This window comes from Sphingobacterium sp. HJSM2_6 (assembly GCF_049316305.1).
Classification (GTDB): Bacteria; Bacteroidota; Bacteroidia; order Sphingobacteriales; family Sphingobacteriaceae; genus Sphingobacterium.
Map to the genome: position 1 here is coordinate 164,110 of NZ_JBMOXB010000007.1, position 17,695 is coordinate 181,804.

Sequence of the window (17,695 nt, forward strand, 5' to 3'; positions counted from 1 at the left end):
TTTTTTTAAAAAAATCTATTATTGAAGTTTTTACGTAGTTCTGCTGTTTATGTTAATATAGTACAGGTTATGGTAAACTGTGTACTATTCTAAAACATAAAATTAGATTATACTTGATTAATCAATAATTAAATACTTTCGAGCATTTGCCAGCAATCGATGCTATTCAATTTGAATGCAATGCTCGTAATTTTTTCCTGAAGCACAAACCATGGATTTCCAAAAATCTACAAGAGGTGATGGAATCATAGTTTTACTCTTTAAAATTAAAAAATTTGCTTGGAGTTAGATCATGGTAGATTTTTTTAGAATGAGTTTGAAAGGTTGGATATGCAATGGGATTTTTACTGTTTTTGGGTTGACAAATAGTGGCATATTCGTAATTGATTGTTTGAGAATACAATAGCAAGATTGGATGATTTCAAAGTAAGACTGGCCTTTTGTATTCATTGAATTCTCTAGGATTTCGTAAGGACATAAACATAATATTATACTAGTTATTTAACCAAAACTTATAGGATATGATTAAATTAAAAATGCTTCGCATTTGGGAATCGCAAGAGAACAGAAAGGCTTGGCTTGGCCGGTATTTGTTGATTTTCATTTGTCTTCTGCTTATTTTTCAAAAAGCACATGCTCAAAGAATATTCAATGGGAAAATTGAAAGTAGTTCGGGAATCCCAATCGCAAATGCTACGGTTCAATTAAAAGATAGTGAGCTTAGTACGCAATCGAATCAAGTTGGACAATTCAGTTTGACACTTCCTTCAGCAACAGTTCAGCTGTTAATTTCTTCGGTAGGCTATACAAGTTTGGAAGTCAGTATTTCTAAAGATGAAAATTTTAAAAATATTATTCTAGCTGAATCTACTGATGATTTGGAAGAAATTGTAGTAGTCGGTTATGGGGTTCAAAATAAAAACAAAGTTACAGGTTCTATTGCTACCCTTAATTCGGAGCAATTATCTAAAGTTCCAGTTTCCTCAGTTTCGAATGCATTAGTAGGTAAACTACCTGGATTAATTGCGATGCAGTCATCAGGGCAACCTGGTCGCGATGCTGCAGGATTAAGTATTCGGGGTTTTGGTGGAGCATTAGTTATCGTGGATGGGGTTGAATCATCATTTAATAACATTGATGCAAGTCAAATTGAAAGTATATCGATTTTAAAAGATGGTGCTGCTTCAATTTACGGTTCTCGAGCAGGAAATGGGGTTATTTTAGTTACTACCAAACGTGGAAATGTTGGAAAACCAGTAATTCAGGTAAACGGAAATTCGACCTTGCAAAAGCCAACTTATTTTCAAGAAATGCTATCCTCAGGAGATTATACAACCTTGGTTTCCGAGTCTTATCTTCAGTCGGGTCAGCCTGAAAATGCTGTACCTTATACGAAGGACCAAATAGCAAAATACTATGCTGCTTCAGAACCAGGGTTTTATAATACCAACTGGCAAGATATAATTATGAAAGAATGGGCGGAAATGCATAATTATAATCTTTCCGTTCGAGGCGGTTCTGAAAAAATTAAATACTATGGCTTTTTAGGTACGCAAAATCAAGGATCCTTATGGAAAAAAAATGGGGGCAATTATAATCGGTACAATTTACAAGTGAATGTAGACGCACAAATTTTAGACAATTTGAGCTTTGGTATTACCATTTCGAATATCGTCGATGTTATTAAGTCGACTCATAGACCACAAAATGGGGGAGGTTATTTATTTGCTGACTTATATAATAATAAGCCTATGTATCCAGCCAGTTTCCCTGACCCTTCTAAAGTTCCTTTTTCGGGCTCTCCTACAGGAGGTGCATTAGTGCAATCCGATATGGAATTAGGGGGCTACAACAATAATAATACTCAAAACTTAAGCAATACGGCTTACATTGAATATGGCTTTAAAGGTATTGAAGGTTTATCTGCTAAAGCATTTGGAAACTATATACAAGTGAATGATAACTTGAAATCTTATGGTAGACCTGTAGATATGTACAATTATAATGTAGATACGGAAACCTATGAATTAGTGTCCCAATTCAATTCCAATTCACCATTGTTTCAACAAAAGTCAGTTTTCAGAACATTAACAGGTCAATTCTCCTTAAATTATAAACGAAATTTTAATGATAAACATGATTTAAGCGCTTTACTATTGCATGAGATCATAAGTACAGATTATGATTTTATCAATGCAGGTAGGACAGATTTCACTTTCCCAACGTTGGATCAAATGTTTGCAGGGAGTAGTAATACGGTAAGTAATAATGGTTCTGCAAGCCAGATGGGAAGGAAAAGTTACGTGGGTAGGGTCAATTATAATTATAGCGAGAAGTATTTAGCAGAGCTCATTTTTCGAGCAGATGCATCTGCGAAATTTCCACCTGCATCGAGATGGGGATACTTTCCTAGTTTATCCTTAGGTTGGCGACTTATTGAGGAAGAATTTTTGAAACCATGGACATGGCTAAGTGATCTGAAATTGAGAGCAAGTTATGGTTCATCAGGCTATGATGGCATAGGTGATTTTCAATATTTGGCGGGTTATGGTCCTACTTTAATGCCCGTATTATTTGATGGAACGCCTATATTGGGAATTACTTCATTAGGCATGGCTAATCCAGAATTATCATGGGAAAGAATAACAAACTATAATTTGGGATTGGATTTTGCATTTTTAAATAAGGCAATTTATGGAGAGTTTGATGTCTTTTATCGGAATAGAGCCGGGATTCCAGCAAAGAAAACGGTGAGTCTTCCATCCAGTTTTGGGGCTGAATTACCATTGGAGAATTTAAATAGCCAAACCAATAGAGGAATGGAGTTTAAATTGGGGACCATGGGTAACCGGGATGATTTTAGATGGGATATAAGTGCTAATATTTCCTATCAACGTGCGAAATGGGATGATGTAGAAGAGATTGAATACACTGATGAAGATTCCAAAAGGATTTATAAACTATCTGGAAATTGGGTGGATAGAACAGTAGGCTACATTTCCGACGGCTTATTTACCAGTCAAGACCAAATTGACAATCTAACTTTCAAATACCCGGGTAATCCAACGCTCAAACTGGGGGATGTCAGGTATGTGGATACGAATAACGATGGAGAATTGGATTGGAAAGATATGCTGGAAATAGGACGTGGACAAATACCAAATTTTATTACTGGGCTTAACATTGGTTTAAATTATAAAGATTTTGATTTAACAGCGTCATTTCAAGGGGCATTCGGGTTTTATAAAAGAGTTTCTTTGACATCTTATACGCAAACATTTTTTGATAACAGATGGACCGAAGCAGGAAACAATTCGGACGCTTTAATACCTCGTCTAGGTGGGGCAGGAACGAATGGATTCTTGTCAGATCGAAATTTTATTAAATCAGATTATTTCAGGCTTCGATCTTTCACTTTGGGTTACAATTTGCCTAAGACCTTATTGAGTTCGATAAATATGCAACAAGCTAGAGTATTTGTTGGTGGAACCAATTTGTTTACGATCAGTAAGTTAGGCAAGTTTATGTTGGACCCAGAATCACCATATGCTATACAAGATGGTCAACCGACTAATTCTTATTATCCACAGCAAAAAACAATTATGCTTGGTTTTAATGTTTCCTTTTAATTTGAATATGATGAAAAAGTTATATATATACCATTTGATTGGTTTATTATTCCTGACAGGATGTAGTAAAGATGTTTTGGATCGTCAACCTTTGGATCGAATTTCAGAAACAATCGTATGGAATGATAAAAATGCGGTATTAGCCCATTTGGCAGGAAGTTACAGTATGATGAGTGTGCTGGAAAATGAAACTCCAGAAAAATATGTTGGTATTCGTCCTGGTGTAGGATGGACCATAGAAGGTCAAGTAGGTGCGACATTAATTACGAATTTGACGGACGAAGCTACTTGGGGAATGTATCCAAACTGGGCGGTATACCGGAATAGTGGAATTACAATAAATGGAGGTTTGTTGGAATGGTGGGAGAATTCTTATGTGATCATTCGTCAATTAAATGAGTTTATTGCGCAAGTTCCAAAATCTTCAATCGCAGACGATTTAAAAACAACTTTGGTTGCTGAAGCCCGTTTTTTGAGAGCATACAATTACTTTTCAATGGTCCGAAGGTATGGTGGTGTGCCATTGATTACAAAAGTTCAATTAATTTCTGATCCGCAAGAAGAGCTTTATCCGAAAAGAAATAGTGAAAAGGAGTTGTATGATTTTGTTATCCAAGAGATGGAGGAGGCTTCAGAAGATTTGCCCCCCACTAATCAGCAGGGTAGAGCATCAAAATATGCTGCATTAACCTTACTGAGTAGGGCAGCACTTTATGCTGCAAGTATTGCAGAACATGGAAGTATTCAATTGGGTGGCTTATTAGGAATTCCAGCTAATGAGGCTACAAATTATTATACGAAAAGTTATGAAGCTTCTGCTCAAATTATTCAAGATGGTGTTCATAAGTTATACAATGCGAATCCGGATAAAACGAAAAACTTTCGCGATATATTTTTGGTAAAAGGAAATCAGGAAGCCATTTTTGTGGTGCAACATAATGATAAAGATATGATTGGCTCAGGAGGAAATGGTTGGCGGTATGACTTTATCCAGGGACCATTGCCTAATGCTTGGTACAATGGTAATCAGAATATGGTTTATCTATCCTTTATAGCTTCAACTTTTGAGCATGCCGATGGTTCTATTCCTGATTTAACAACTCCGACATTAACTAGTAAACTCTGGACATTGGATGAGCTATGGGGGAAAATGGAGCCAAGGTTCTTTGCTTCTGTCTATACCTATGGTACCCCTTGGCAAGGCTCGACGATTGATTGGCATAAATCATTAAAAGTAAATGGGCAATATCTGGCAGATCAGAATGGGGCTTATCAAGGTACACCCCATATTGGCCTACAAGGTCAAAAGCTAGGTCCATATACCAGTTTTGGGGTATTGAAATACTTGGATGAAAGTAAAAATAACATGTCTGCCGACTTTGCTTCTAGTCAAGATTGGATTGTTTTTCGTTTTGCGGAGGTCTTATTAAATCATGCAGAAAGTGCATTTAAACTAGGTAAGTCAGGGGAGGCTTTGACTGTTATCAATCAACTTCGTGATCGCGCTGGTGTAAAAGCTCGGACAAATATTACTTTTGACCTGATTCAAAAAGAACGTAAGGTAGAGTTAGCTTTTGAGGGTTCCCGTTATTGGGATTTAAGAAGATGGCGCTCGGCAACCGATGTGTTGACGAAACGTGAAACTGGTTTACGATATACCTTGGATTTTGCAACTAAAAAACTGGAGTTACAAGTGTTGGAGAATGCGGATGGAGGTCCAAACGTTTCGGCTATTTTTGAGCCTCATCATTATTATTTACCCATTACAAAAGCTAGAACTCAACAAAATACCAATTTGGAAGAAAACCCTAATTACAACTAATAATGCATAAAATATTGTTCGTATGGTTTGCGTTTATGGTACCTACAATTGCATGGGCTCAGTTAAAATTGCCTGATATTTTTTCGAATAGTATGGTTTTTCAACAAACGAAACCTATTGCAATTTGGGGTACAACAACTGTAAATAATACAGTAATAATCAATTTTGCAGGTCATCAACAACAAATTCATGTAGATTCAACAGGAAGGTGGTTTACTTACCTTCCTGCATTGCCTGCAGGTGGTCCTTATGAGATGGAAATAAAAGATAATGATACTTCGATACGATTAAGTGATGTGATGGTTGGGGAAGTTTGGATCGCTTCTGGACAATCGAATATGGAGTTTGATTTGGCCAGTTCAACCCATGCAGAAACTGAAATTTCTCAATCTGAAAATTCCAACATTCGATTTTTTCAAGTACAGCATGGAATGTCAAGTGAAGAAGCTAAGGAGGTAAAGGGTAAATGGGTTTTGAGTAATACGGAGAATTCGCCTGGATTCTCTGCTGTTGCTTATTATTTTGCCAAGGACTTGAATAAACATCAAGGTGTGGCAGTAGGTATAATACAGGCTGCTTGGGGAGGTACTTCGATTGAGACCTGGACTGGATTTGAGGCAATGCATTCACGAGAAAATCTACCTGAAGTCATGGCAAAAGCGACTAATATAAATGTTAGCACTTTGTATGAATCCTATCTAAGTAAGGTGGATGATTTTGAAAAATCTAGGAAGGGACAGGAATTAGGCGTGCAAAAATCTAATTACGACGATAAGGAATGGAGTCAGGTTGATTTTCCATTGACAGCTACTTCCATGTTTGGAAATCAAACTGAAGTTTATATACCAGGTTGTTATTTATGGTTCAGAAATTATATAGATATACAAGAAAAAAATAGTCCAGTAAAGCTTTACCTTACGCAACTGACGGGGGAATTTGAATTGTATCTTAATGGGGAAAAGGTGGAATACCCAGATGTTCATACCAATAAATTCGTGGTCCTTCCTAAGGAGATTATAAAATCTGGAAGAAATAGTATAGCAATCCGAATACGAAGTATTTGGGCCAATGGAGTATTAGGACTTGAAGCAAATAGTATTTATTTAAATTCAGGAAAAAAAAGGTATGAATTTAAGGAAAAATGGCTGTGTAATCCTGACATAGAACCGAAGTATCCTAACTTACCCATCGAAAGAAATAATCCCTCCGTTTTATTTAATGCGATGATAGCTCCATTAATCCCCTATTCCATGAAGGGAGTAATTTGGTATCAAGGGGAAGCAAATACTTGGAAACCTCAAGATTATAATTTTTTATTTCCTATGCTAATAAACGATTGGAGAGTGAGGTGGAAACAAGGTTATTTTCCGTTTTTATATGTCCAGCTTGCAAACTTTGAAGGAAACGAATTGGCTAAGGCTGATGAAAGTTGGGCCATATTACGGGAGGCTCAAAGAAATACACTCGCTCAACCAAATACAGGTATGGCAGTGGCTATAGATGTAGGGGATGCCTTGGATATTCATCCTAAAAATAAAAAAACAGTCGGGGAACGATTGTACAAAAGTGCTCAATTTGTAGCATACCAAGATTCAAGCTCTTCATTCTCTGGTCCAATCTATAAATCCATGCAAATAAAAGGGGATGCTATTTTATTGTCCTTTTATTATGCTGAAAAAGGGTTAAAGGTTCTAGGAAATGAATTAAATGGCTTTACCATTGCAGGAGAAGATGGAAACTTCAAGCCTGCGAAGGCAGAAATTGTAGGGCATCAAGTAAGGGTATACTCCGCGGAAGTTGCAAATCCAAAATATGTGCGTTATGGCTGGTCTGCAAATCCCAATTGTAATTTATATAATGAAAGTGATTTACCAGCCTCTCCGTTTAGAACTGCTATGTGAACATTGAAATCCATTTTAAAACACTAAAAACGATGAAAATACATTCTATCATAATTTTAGCTTTTTGTATGCCTGTACTCCTTATTTCCTCTTGTCGAATGCATTCAAACAATATAGCAGTAAAACAAGTAAATAATGCTATTGATCAATTTTCTATTGGCATATTTTGGCCTCCTGTATGGGAGTTTACGAATGAAGAACAATATCAATGGATAGGTGAAGCGAATGTAGACTTTGTGGAAAATGTTAAAAATGCCCGTATGTTCAGTGAAATGCATAATCTTAAGCTTTTGGAATTAGCTGAAAAATATGGTTTTCGAGTTACTGTAGCAGACCCTAGAATTTTTGGAACGGATGAAGAAATCGAGGATGCGGTGAACGCCTATAAAAACCATAAATCATTAGCAGGGTATTACATCAAAGATGAACCTGACTCGACAGAATTTGATTGGGCCTCAAAAATATATAAGAAATTGATTGCATTGGATTCTGTACACATTCCTCATGTTAATTTATTTCCAAATTTTGTAATTCCCAATTATGAAAAGAATCATGTCGAAAGGTGGGTTAATCTTGTGGGGGCTGAGAGATTGAAATATTTGACGTTTGATCAATACCCATTTATGGTGAACGGAAGAATTCGACCTACCTATTATGAGAACTTAGAAATAATACGAAGAGTTGGATTGAAGTATCAAGTAAAAACTTCGGCTTATCTTCAATCGGTAGGCATCATCGATGCTTATAAACGACCAAGTGAAAGTGAACTTCGATTTAATATGTATTCAGCGTTGGCTTATGGTATTAAAAGACCTGTATGGTTTACTTACTGGACACCTACAAATGCAGGAAAAGAAATTTTTACAGATGCTATTATTGATCCATTTGGAAGAAAAACAGACCTCTATGAACCTTTTAAAAATCTGAATGAAGAAGTGAAACAAATTGGAAATATTCTATACGAATCCAATGCTATCGAAGTTTATCATTCAGGGCTTGATTCGGCAATTGCGATTCAAAAACTGCCAGCTCATTTTATATTCCAGCCGCTAAGCCATACGGATGATTTATTGGTTTCAAAATTTCTGCGTGCGAATGGAGAACAATACATTATGTTAGTTAATAAGTCATTAACGGTTCCAAAGAATTTTAGAATCAAAATTCAATCTGAAGCAGTTCCTAACATTACTGCATTAGAAATTAAAAATCAAAAACTAGTTTATACTAGCATGAAGGTTGATGACAAGAATGCGTTTAATACCTATTTAACTGCTGGAGAAGGTCGATTGTTTTTGATAAAAGAAAAGGGGTTATAGCATGAGGAAAATCATTTTGATGGCTTTATTAGCTGTATTTAACGTCAGTTTAGCACAAGAAAGGAAAACAGCATTTCAAGTTCCAAAGGATATAGCCTCTATACCAAATGATATGCTCTATGGTATAGTTGAACCATTATGGGAAAGGGATGGGACAAAAAGCAAATTTCAAGTGACTGGGTTCAATTTAGATACGGCGGTAGGTCTTATGGAATTGTTAGGTGTTCGAAGTTTTCGAATGATGTTTAAGGAAGTGTTTGATAATTCTTCTGAGTTTGATGCTGATTTAATTCAATATCATAAAAGTGCCATCAAAAAATTAAATCAGGCAGGTGTTAATCACATTATAGGCATGTGCATGATTTTCCCAACGAATAGCGGATTTAGTCCAAAGGGCATCTACGCTGTTCCCCAGCTATTGGATCCAAATTATCAAGGATGGTTAATTCAAGTTAGTAATACCTGGGAAAAAATCAGTGCCTTATTCCCTGAAATTTCCTATTGGGAAATGGGTAATGAATTGAATGAAGATTTCTTTTTTTATCCGAATGGATATTCTGGAGGTTTTGGAAGTGAAAATGGGGGAGTATTTACAAAGCAAGATAAAATAGCACATATTCTGAATTATATGTTTTATGCTTCTAAAGGTATTAAAAAAGGAAATCCAAGAGCCGTAACAGTAATGCCAGGTTTAAGTCCAGGAAGAAAAGGTTTGGAATCAAATGAATTGGCTGATTTTATGGAGTTACTTTATGAAGGTATTCATTCCAATAATTATCCACTAGGAGCGATCAAGTCAAATAAATCTGATGATTATTTTGAAATCTTAGCATGGCATCCTTACGCCGTTTTGGGGAAAGTTGATCAGGCTTGGATGCAAGCTAACAAAGCCATTTATGATGTTGCTAAAAAATATGGTGATGGGCATAAACCTGTTTTCTTTACCGAGATTGGTTTCACTGACTATGGGGATGAACCATCGGAAATACATCAAATTAAATTGATGAAGGATGTATTTAATTTTATAAAAACTGATTTGTTTTTTGTAAAAAATGTTACTGCTTTTAGACTTTTTGAATGTACTGGCGCATTAGCGTGGGGAGGAAAAGGGGAAATTCATTTTGGATATTTTAAAGAGCCATCGGGTCAGATCGGATTTTCACCTAAAATGAAGGCTTTTTCTTTACAAACGATATATGGTGGTAAAGGAGATCTTAGGAAATTTGAATAAGCTAAAAACCTTGTTTTAAATAAATGCGTATTGTCGGCTATTTAAATAGAAAGATTTTTATACTTCCCTAAGTTGAGTTTAATAGGTAAGGTATACTGATTATCTTGATTCGTTGCTTAACAGTAGATAAGGTCTAATAGCACAAATGCGATATAAGTCATTGCAAAGAACCATTAAGTATTAAGATTGATAAAACATTCATTTTTTTACCTAATCAATAGTTGTCGGTTTTGTGATTAAACAATGAAATAAGAGAAGTCCAAAAATTAATTCTATTTTCCATGATAAAGCAAACTTGTATTTATTAGAAGGATATTTTATAATAAGCTATTATTATGTATACCGATGAAAATAAGGATAAAAGATAGCTGTAGATATTCCTTATTTTAAAATACTTGTTTCGTAAAATAATGATTTGATTTAATTCCTTCAGATTTAGGGATTGTTCCAAAAATTTTGTGTTTTCTAATTACCTTGTGTGGATTTTGTTTTACTTTAAACATAATAAATGGAAATTGGAATTTTTCAAAATTTCCATGGTCATCTTTAATTATATAACTCCCATCAAGCGTATCTTTTAGACCTTCATAGATATTACCTAAAGTAAATTGTAAAACTTTTCTTCCATTGTCACCGATAGGATCCAAAATACATTTAAAATACATTTTATTTTTAGATTAATTATTGAGATACAAATATTATAAATTCATTGTAATAATGATGTAAGCAATTAACTACAATATCCGCTTATGTAATATATTGTTGAATATCAATGCTATTAGCTTGGCTATTTTTATCCTTCGTGAAAATTTATACTTGTTGGAAATCAGAATGAATAGGACTAAAATCTAGAAGTTATTCTATATCATTTTTCCTCGGTGAAAAATGATTTATCGGTATTTCCTATTGCTATGATTAAGAATGTTTCTTTTCTTCTAGAGGTGAATGCTTGCTATCAAAGGGTATGCTATTGAATTAAAATTAATAGTTATCTGGAAGGAATTTGCTGTTGGTGTTTTAGGAATGTTTATATACTATTTTAAGGGGGAGAATTTTGATTTTAGGCATCTAGATTGAATCATTTTGAGGCTATTTTCTTTGTTTTTTCTTCATTAAATCTCAAAGCTCTTGCTGAGGGGAATAATTCTAAATGTCTTAGTAACTTGGTTAAAATCAATCTTTAGGTAATTCATTGACGTGTCTGATTAGGAATTGTTTTTTAAGAATTATATCTACACCTATTGACAATCATGTTTTATAATAAATCATAATATAGCAGATGTTTTTTGGCCCTGAGCATTTTCTAGCACACTAATAAATGGAGAAAAACTAATGTAAATAAATCCAAGTTTTGTTAATCCAACAGTATTTAAAAATATATTGTATAATCTTAAATGGCACTCAATTTAAATGTAAACCGAAAAGCTCAATCAAAAGATTGAGCTTTTCGGTTTACATTTAAAATTTTATTAATCCTTTTTTTGATCGAATACTAATTCATGTCAAAATTGTATTCGAAAGATTAAAAAATTGGGAATAAAAAATTACAGGGCATTAATGTCTTCTGAAAATCTTATGTGATCAATTTTCATAACAATAGGAGCACTTAATTGTTTAAAAACCCGTATAAAATTTAATTCAGTTAAATCTGCATCGCCATTCGTGGTTAAGGCATTGCTTAACCTCAAAACCACTTTATTCCATCCATTTTGAAGATTCATCTGACCATCGATATTCCATGCATATTCATTAACATCTGCACCACCAGAACTCGTAATTTCAATAGATCCATTCCCTTGTGAATCTACAAATTTACTTACATCTGAAACATAAAGCCAAAAGGACATAATTCCTGTTTGTTTAGTTACTTTTGTGTCAAATGTTGTATTGTATTTTTTTTGAAAAATCACGATGTTACCTCCTTCAGATGCAATTGAAGCATTACCCTCTTTAAAATCACTATTATCTAAAGAGATTACATTTCCATGCCAATCTGTGATGTCTTCACAGAAATCCATCACTTGTACAGTAGATGAATTTGGTGGTGTATTTGGTTCGCCTTTCACCCCTTGAATAGAGAGGTTAAACATTAACTCTTCCTTATCTATACAAGCAATAGCCTGTATGGTAGCAGCTGTATTTTCGATAGTGATAGGATTATCAGATTGATAGTTGCGCATTCTTGAACCGAATATGGAAATTGATAATAGATCATTACCTCTCACAAGCATAAAATCTTGGGATATACCCGTATTAGTAAGGGCAGGATTGTTTCCAGAGAAAGCTTCGACATTTGTAATTGCAATATGGCCTTTACCCTCTATAATAAATGGATGCAATTGACTTACATCAGTCCCCGCATTAGAGATAATGGAACCTTGAGACACTTGCCAGTTACGATTAGTCGAATTGGAACCTTTTTTATGAATTCCAACTTTAACACAATCAAAATTGAAGTTGGTAAGTTGACCATAACTGTCTTCACCTAGAAGTGCACCTCCAAATGTTCCGAAACTAAAAACATCTATTAATTGCGCATTATCTGTATGGTTGATATTATATGCAAAAGTTTCTTTTTCTATTACTGCATCAATAATTGGCGCTAATATAGTCGGCCCAAAACTTCTGTTGATTGCTGGATTTACATGGCAATGTAGTATTCTAGGAATATCATAGCAATAGTCAATTTTAATAAATTGTCCACTTAATGGATAACCGTAACAATGTTCGAAAATTAGGAGTTCGCAAGGAAATTGCGCACTTGCGGCGAAATCCATGGATATATACTCTCCATAGAATGTCAAATTTGACAATGTCACACCTTCTGTATGTGAGGTCTTACTAACTTGAATAGTAGCAGGATATTCAATTATTTTTGTTGGATCTATAAGCTCTTGCTCTGCATACCAAAACTGAATTCCTTTTATTTGCGTTGCCGATTCTACTGTAATAAATGCATTTTCTTTATCAGTAATTTTAAAAACACTACCGACAGGAGCATTTTTAATAGGGTTTTTTGTACCTCTTGGTGTAGCAGCATTAGCGCCAATCAATGATACATTTTTCTTTAAGATAATTCCTCCATTGATCGCGTAGGGTTCGTCCGAAGGTTCTACATATAATGAAGCACCATATACGGATGCCCAATCTATGGCATTTTGCAGGTTAATTCGATTGGTTTCTGCATTATTGCTAGGCAATACATTAAACTCGCGAATACTTTTGATTCCACTAGAAGAAGATTGATTCTGCACTACTTCATCATTTTTGCTGCAAGCAAATAAGGTAAGGCATAGGAATATTCCTATTATAAAATTTCTCATTTAATATTTGGTTTAATAATTTACAACTGGACTTTTCTTATATATGATCAGATTCTATTTATTTTAATAATGGTCAATAAAGGTTTTAAATAAATTATTCCAATTTGCCCATTACCATTCCAATGGAAGGACAAAAAATATCATTGATAGAAATAATGAAATCTTAATTTTTTAGAATAATCGTGAGAATTCATGTTAGTGTTTGTTCATTGCGACCTAATATTTTTAAATAAAAATGTTAAGTGTGTGATTTATAGGTTTATGGTTAATGATTCAAATATAATAAAAAAACTAAACTTGTATATACAAGCGTATATTTTTTTACACTAAATATTAAATACTATCCTGCTTATGCTGTAAAATAGGAACTTAATATTTCAATGCTTTATGGATAAGTTTAATATTTTTATAGGATAGATTAATTTAATCCCCAAAATTTCATAATTATAGCGATGCACTACACATTTGACTACTCTTTAATTCGGTGCTATCTTCGTTTTAGAAAATTTCTGTATTTCTTTTTTTAGCAGATTATTTAATACTAATATATACAATATTTACCGATTATATAATTATCATCATTAATCTTGTCTATACATATCTATTATTTTTTGTGTAATATATTTAACACTTATAATGTTGAATTATAATAATTTATATTAAATAATGTATGGGATAAGTATAATTATTTATATTTATCTTGTATATACAAGAATTGTTTTTATATTTGTTGTAAGCTAACAGCAACCAATTAAATAAACCAACCATTACCTGAAAAAATGGAAAAAATATATGTTGTCATATTAAGTTTTTTTGCCATTTTAAATGTCAAAAGCAAAAAGATGAAGTCTACTAAAATTGTAGGTTATGTCAACCCAATTGCAAAGATTAATAAATCTAAAAATCCCCACAGCTATAAACGCAAAACATTTCAAAAACTATTTAATATCCTAAACGAAATTGGATTTATTTCAAAGTCTAATGAGTTTTATTTTCAAGGAGATGATCATTATCGAGGTACGATGGTATGTTTCAATGCCATAACAAAATCTAGATTGGCTCATTTCTAATTTTGCTATTCATTTTTGAAGATAAACATATAAGTATTTAGCGATGAGTAATTTGGGTGAAAATATTTGAGGCTCCGAATTAAATCGTAACGGAAAAATAATGGAATAACTAGACTTCACTCAATAAGGATTTAAGGCATAATTGATTGGGTATGGTTTCTAAATTTAATTAATAGATCTTTTATCCCCATGGATAGAATTAAAAGCATAAATATTGAAATTCCTATAAATTATTTTTTTTATTAAAATGATTACACAATAAACTATGAGAATTAAAACATTTTCATTATTACTATTCACATTTATAGCAAATGTAGATGGGTACTCCTCCAGTATATCGCCTGTTTCGTTCTCAATATTAAATATTGAGAAATCCGGAAATCATGTATTTAAGACAATAAAGGGGAAAGTGGTCGATAGCGAAGGAAAACCATTGGAAGGGATTACTGTAAAAGTTGTTGGCACCACGCTGTTGGCAGTGACCAATACGGACGGAAATTTTTCAATTAATACATCCAATGTAACTTCAATTGTTTTAGAATTTTCGAGTATTGGGTTTCAAACCCAGACAATACCTGTCGAAAATCTTTTAGAAATTAACGTTACGATGGCTGCAGATATCGCAGGATTGGAAGAAGTAGTTGTATTGGGATTTGGTACTCAGAAAAAATTGACAGTTACTGGTGCTATCTCTTCAGTAGGATCTGCGGAATTGGTCAAGTCTCCTAATGCAAGTATAGCCAATACACTTGCTGGCCGAGTAACAGGACTGTCAACTGTTCAATATTCCGGTCGTCCAGGTGGTGATGATCCAACAATTCTATTGAGAGGAATTGGTTCTTTAACTTCGGCAGCATCTGCACCACTCACATTAGTCGATGGAGTGGAGCGAGCATTCACTCAATTAGATCCAAATGAAATTGAATCAGTATCGGTGCTAAAAGATGCTTCTGCAACAGCCGTATTTGGGGTAAGGGGAGCAAATGGTGTTATCATCGTCACGACAAAGCGAGGTGCTTTGGGGAAAGCAAAAATAAATGTTTCCGCATCCTCAGGAATGCAGCAACCTCTTCGACTACCAAAGTTTGTTGACAGTTACACACATGCATTGATGTATACCGAGGCACAGCTTAATGATGATATCAATGCAGTCCTTAAGTTTACACCAGAATCTTTTGAAGCATTTAGGACTAATTCAGATCCTATTATTTATCCTAATACAGATTGGGTTGATTATATCTTAAAACCTGCTTCATTTCAAATGCAAGAAAATGTAAATATTTCAGGTGGTACGAACGTAGTTAAGTATTTTGTTTCTCTTGGCCATCTGAAACAAGATGGATTATTTAAGGTGTTTGATTTACCAGATAATAATAATTATTCCTACAATAGGTATAACTATCGACTCAATTTGGATGTGGATGTAACCAATACCACAACCCTTTCTTTAACCTCTGGAGGACGTAGTGAATTTCGAAATGAACCTTTACATTCTGAACCCCAATTTAGTATTTGGCGAAATATTTATTTTGCGCAGCCTTATCGCGGAGTAGGTATCGTCGATGGAAAACATATTCAAAGTGATCCTCGATATATTTCGGGTGAAACACGTGATGCGTTAAATGGATATTATGGAAGAGGTTTTCGGAACGATATGACCAATCCTTTAAACATAGATTTGATGTTGAATCAGAAATTGGACCCTTTGGTTCCTGGACTTTCGTTTAAAGTTAAAGGGGCGTATAATTCAAGTTACACTTATGCTAAAGTTAGAAGATCTAGCCGTGCTATTTATCACGCTAGTTATTTACATGATTTAGATCCCAATACTCCAGATGATAAAACGATTGTTTACCGTAAGCTTGGTGAAGACGGTATATTGGGATACGAGGAAGGATATGGTAAAGCAAGGGATTGGTATTTTGAAAGTGCCTTTAACTATAATCGTAATTTTAATAAACATACCGTAACTGGATTAGTACTTTATAATCAAAGCAAAAGTTTTTATCCATCCTCAAATGTTGATATACCTAGAGGCTATGTAGGTCTTGTAGGACGATTAACCTATGATTTTGATTCTAAATACCTGTTGGATTTAAATTTAGGGTACAATGGTTCAGAAAACTTTGCTGAAGGTAGAAGGTTTGGTTTATTTCCAGCTGTATCGGTAGGTTGGGTACTTTCTGAGGAGCGATTTATGAAAGAAAATGTACCATTCATAGAGCATTTGAAAATTAGGGGCTCACATGGTGTAGTTGGAAATGATCGAATGGGAAGCAGTAGATTTCTGTATTTGCCAGATCGTTATTCCGCAAACTCTGGTGGATATAATTTTGGTACAAATATTCCTCAAAATCAAATTGGAGCATCTGAGGGTCGAGTTGGAAATCAGTTAGTTACCTGGGAGAAGTCTAAGAAAACTAATATTGGACTTGACCTAAATATGTTAGATGGAAAATTAGGTATTACTGCTGATTATTTCTCAGAATATAGGGATAATATTTTAACAACTCGAGAAAATGTTCCAGGAATAATCGCGATTAATTTACCTGCTGTTAATATTGGAATTGTAGAGAATAGGGGTTATGAGTTGATGTTAAAATGGAAAGATAATATTGGATCATTCAATTACCAAATTAGTCCAAATATGTCATTTTCTCGGAACAAGATCGTATTTATGGATGAGGCACCTCAAAATGAACTATATCGTTTAAGAACAGGTAATCGTGTAAATCAACCTTTCGGTTATGTATTTGATGGTTATTGGACTGAGCCGGATATGGCTAATTTTAGTTCTTTCCCCAATGCAAACTATTCAGCAAAGCCAGGTGACTTAAGATTCAAAGATTTAAATGCGGATGGTGAAATAAATGTTGATGACCAACGTGCCATAGGTTATCCTGATTATCCCGAGTATGTATTGGGCATGACATTAGATTTGAGTTATAAAGGATTTGATATTCATACCATGTGGGCGGGAGCAACAAATGTATCTAGGGCATTTTCTGGATCCTTTCAATTACCATTTGGACCTGTTCAAGGGTTTGGACTAATGGATTATATGGCTGAAGGTCGCTGGACCCCTGAAACACAATCTACTGCGACTTATCCTCGGATGACCTTTCGTGGAGTAGAGAATAATATGCGCTATAGTGATTATTGGTTAAGAGATGCTTCCTACATCAGATTAAAGAATGTAGAAATAGGATATACTTTCGATTCTACAAAATCACAATTCTTAAAAAATCTAGGAATGTCTGGTTTGCGTATTTACTCGAATGGGTATAATCTATTGACTTTTGATAAATTGAAAATAATTGATCCTGAAGCAGTTCCGACTGATAATGCGCAGTATCCACTGATGCGAATTTTCAATTTTGGTGTTAACGTAACTTTTTAATGA

At 34.2% G+C, this 17,695-nt stretch carries 9 protein-coding genes; 7 read left to right on the top strand and 2 right to left on the bottom strand.

All coding sequences use genetic code 11. The features are described 5' to 3' along the window. The first annotated feature begins 521 nt into the window (after positions 1–521). From ACFRAE_RS08425 to ACFRAE_RS08445, 5 genes are read left to right on the top strand one after another with little or no spacing between them, the layout of a single operon-like run. Positions 522–3,629, top strand: coding sequence for a SusC/RagA family TonB-linked outer membrane protein (locus ACFRAE_RS08425; protein ID WP_422796700.1), 3,108 nt, complete (start codon positions 522–524; stop codon positions 3,627–3,629). A gap of 7 nt (positions 3,630–3,636) precedes the next feature. Continuing rightward, on the top strand, positions 3,637–5,451 hold the full coding sequence (locus ACFRAE_RS08430) for a RagB/SusD family nutrient uptake outer membrane protein (RefSeq protein ID WP_422796701.1): 1,815 nt from the start codon (positions 3,637–3,639) through the stop codon (positions 5,449–5,451). Between the two features lie 2 nt (positions 5,452–5,453). Next, entirely contained in the window at positions 5,454–7,352 is a 1,899-nt protein-coding gene (locus ACFRAE_RS08435; protein WP_422796702.1) for a sialate O-acetylesterase, read from the top strand. A gap of 32 nt (positions 7,353–7,384) precedes the next feature. Continuing rightward, positions 7,385–8,668, top strand: a complete 1,284-nt coding sequence (locus ACFRAE_RS08440; protein ID WP_422796703.1) for a hypothetical protein — start codon at positions 7,385–7,387, stop codon at positions 8,666–8,668. A gap of 1 nt (position 8,669) precedes the next feature. Next, positions 8,670–9,899 (top strand): hypothetical protein, encoded by a 1,230-nt coding sequence (locus tag ACFRAE_RS08445; protein ID WP_422796704.1) that lies wholly within the window; start codon positions 8,670–8,672, stop codon positions 9,897–9,899. 386 nt (positions 9,900–10,285) lie between these two features. Here the strand turns inward: ACFRAE_RS08445 and ACFRAE_RS08450 are convergent, their stop codons facing one another. Then, entirely contained in the window at positions 10,286–10,546 is a 261-nt protein-coding gene (locus ACFRAE_RS08450; RefSeq protein WP_422796705.1) for a hypothetical protein, read from the bottom strand. Positions 10,547–11,443: 897 nt separating this feature from the next. Continuing rightward, positions 11,444–13,222 (bottom strand): hypothetical protein, encoded by a 1,779-nt coding sequence (locus ACFRAE_RS08455; RefSeq protein WP_422796706.1) that lies wholly within the window; start codon positions 13,220–13,222, stop codon positions 11,444–11,446. 842 nt (positions 13,223–14,064) lie between these two features. Between ACFRAE_RS08455 and ACFRAE_RS08460 the strand changes: the two genes are divergently transcribed. Both ACFRAE_RS08460 and ACFRAE_RS08465 read left to right on the top strand, forming a co-directional pair. Then, entirely contained in the window at positions 14,065–14,292 is a 228-nt protein-coding gene (locus tag ACFRAE_RS08460; RefSeq protein WP_422796707.1) for a hypothetical protein, read from the top strand. A gap of 265 nt (positions 14,293–14,557) precedes the next feature. Further along, positions 14,558–17,692, top strand: coding sequence for a SusC/RagA family TonB-linked outer membrane protein (locus tag ACFRAE_RS08465; RefSeq protein WP_422796708.1), 3,135 nt, complete (start codon positions 14,558–14,560; stop codon positions 17,690–17,692). Positions 17,693–17,695 lie beyond the last annotated feature (3 nt).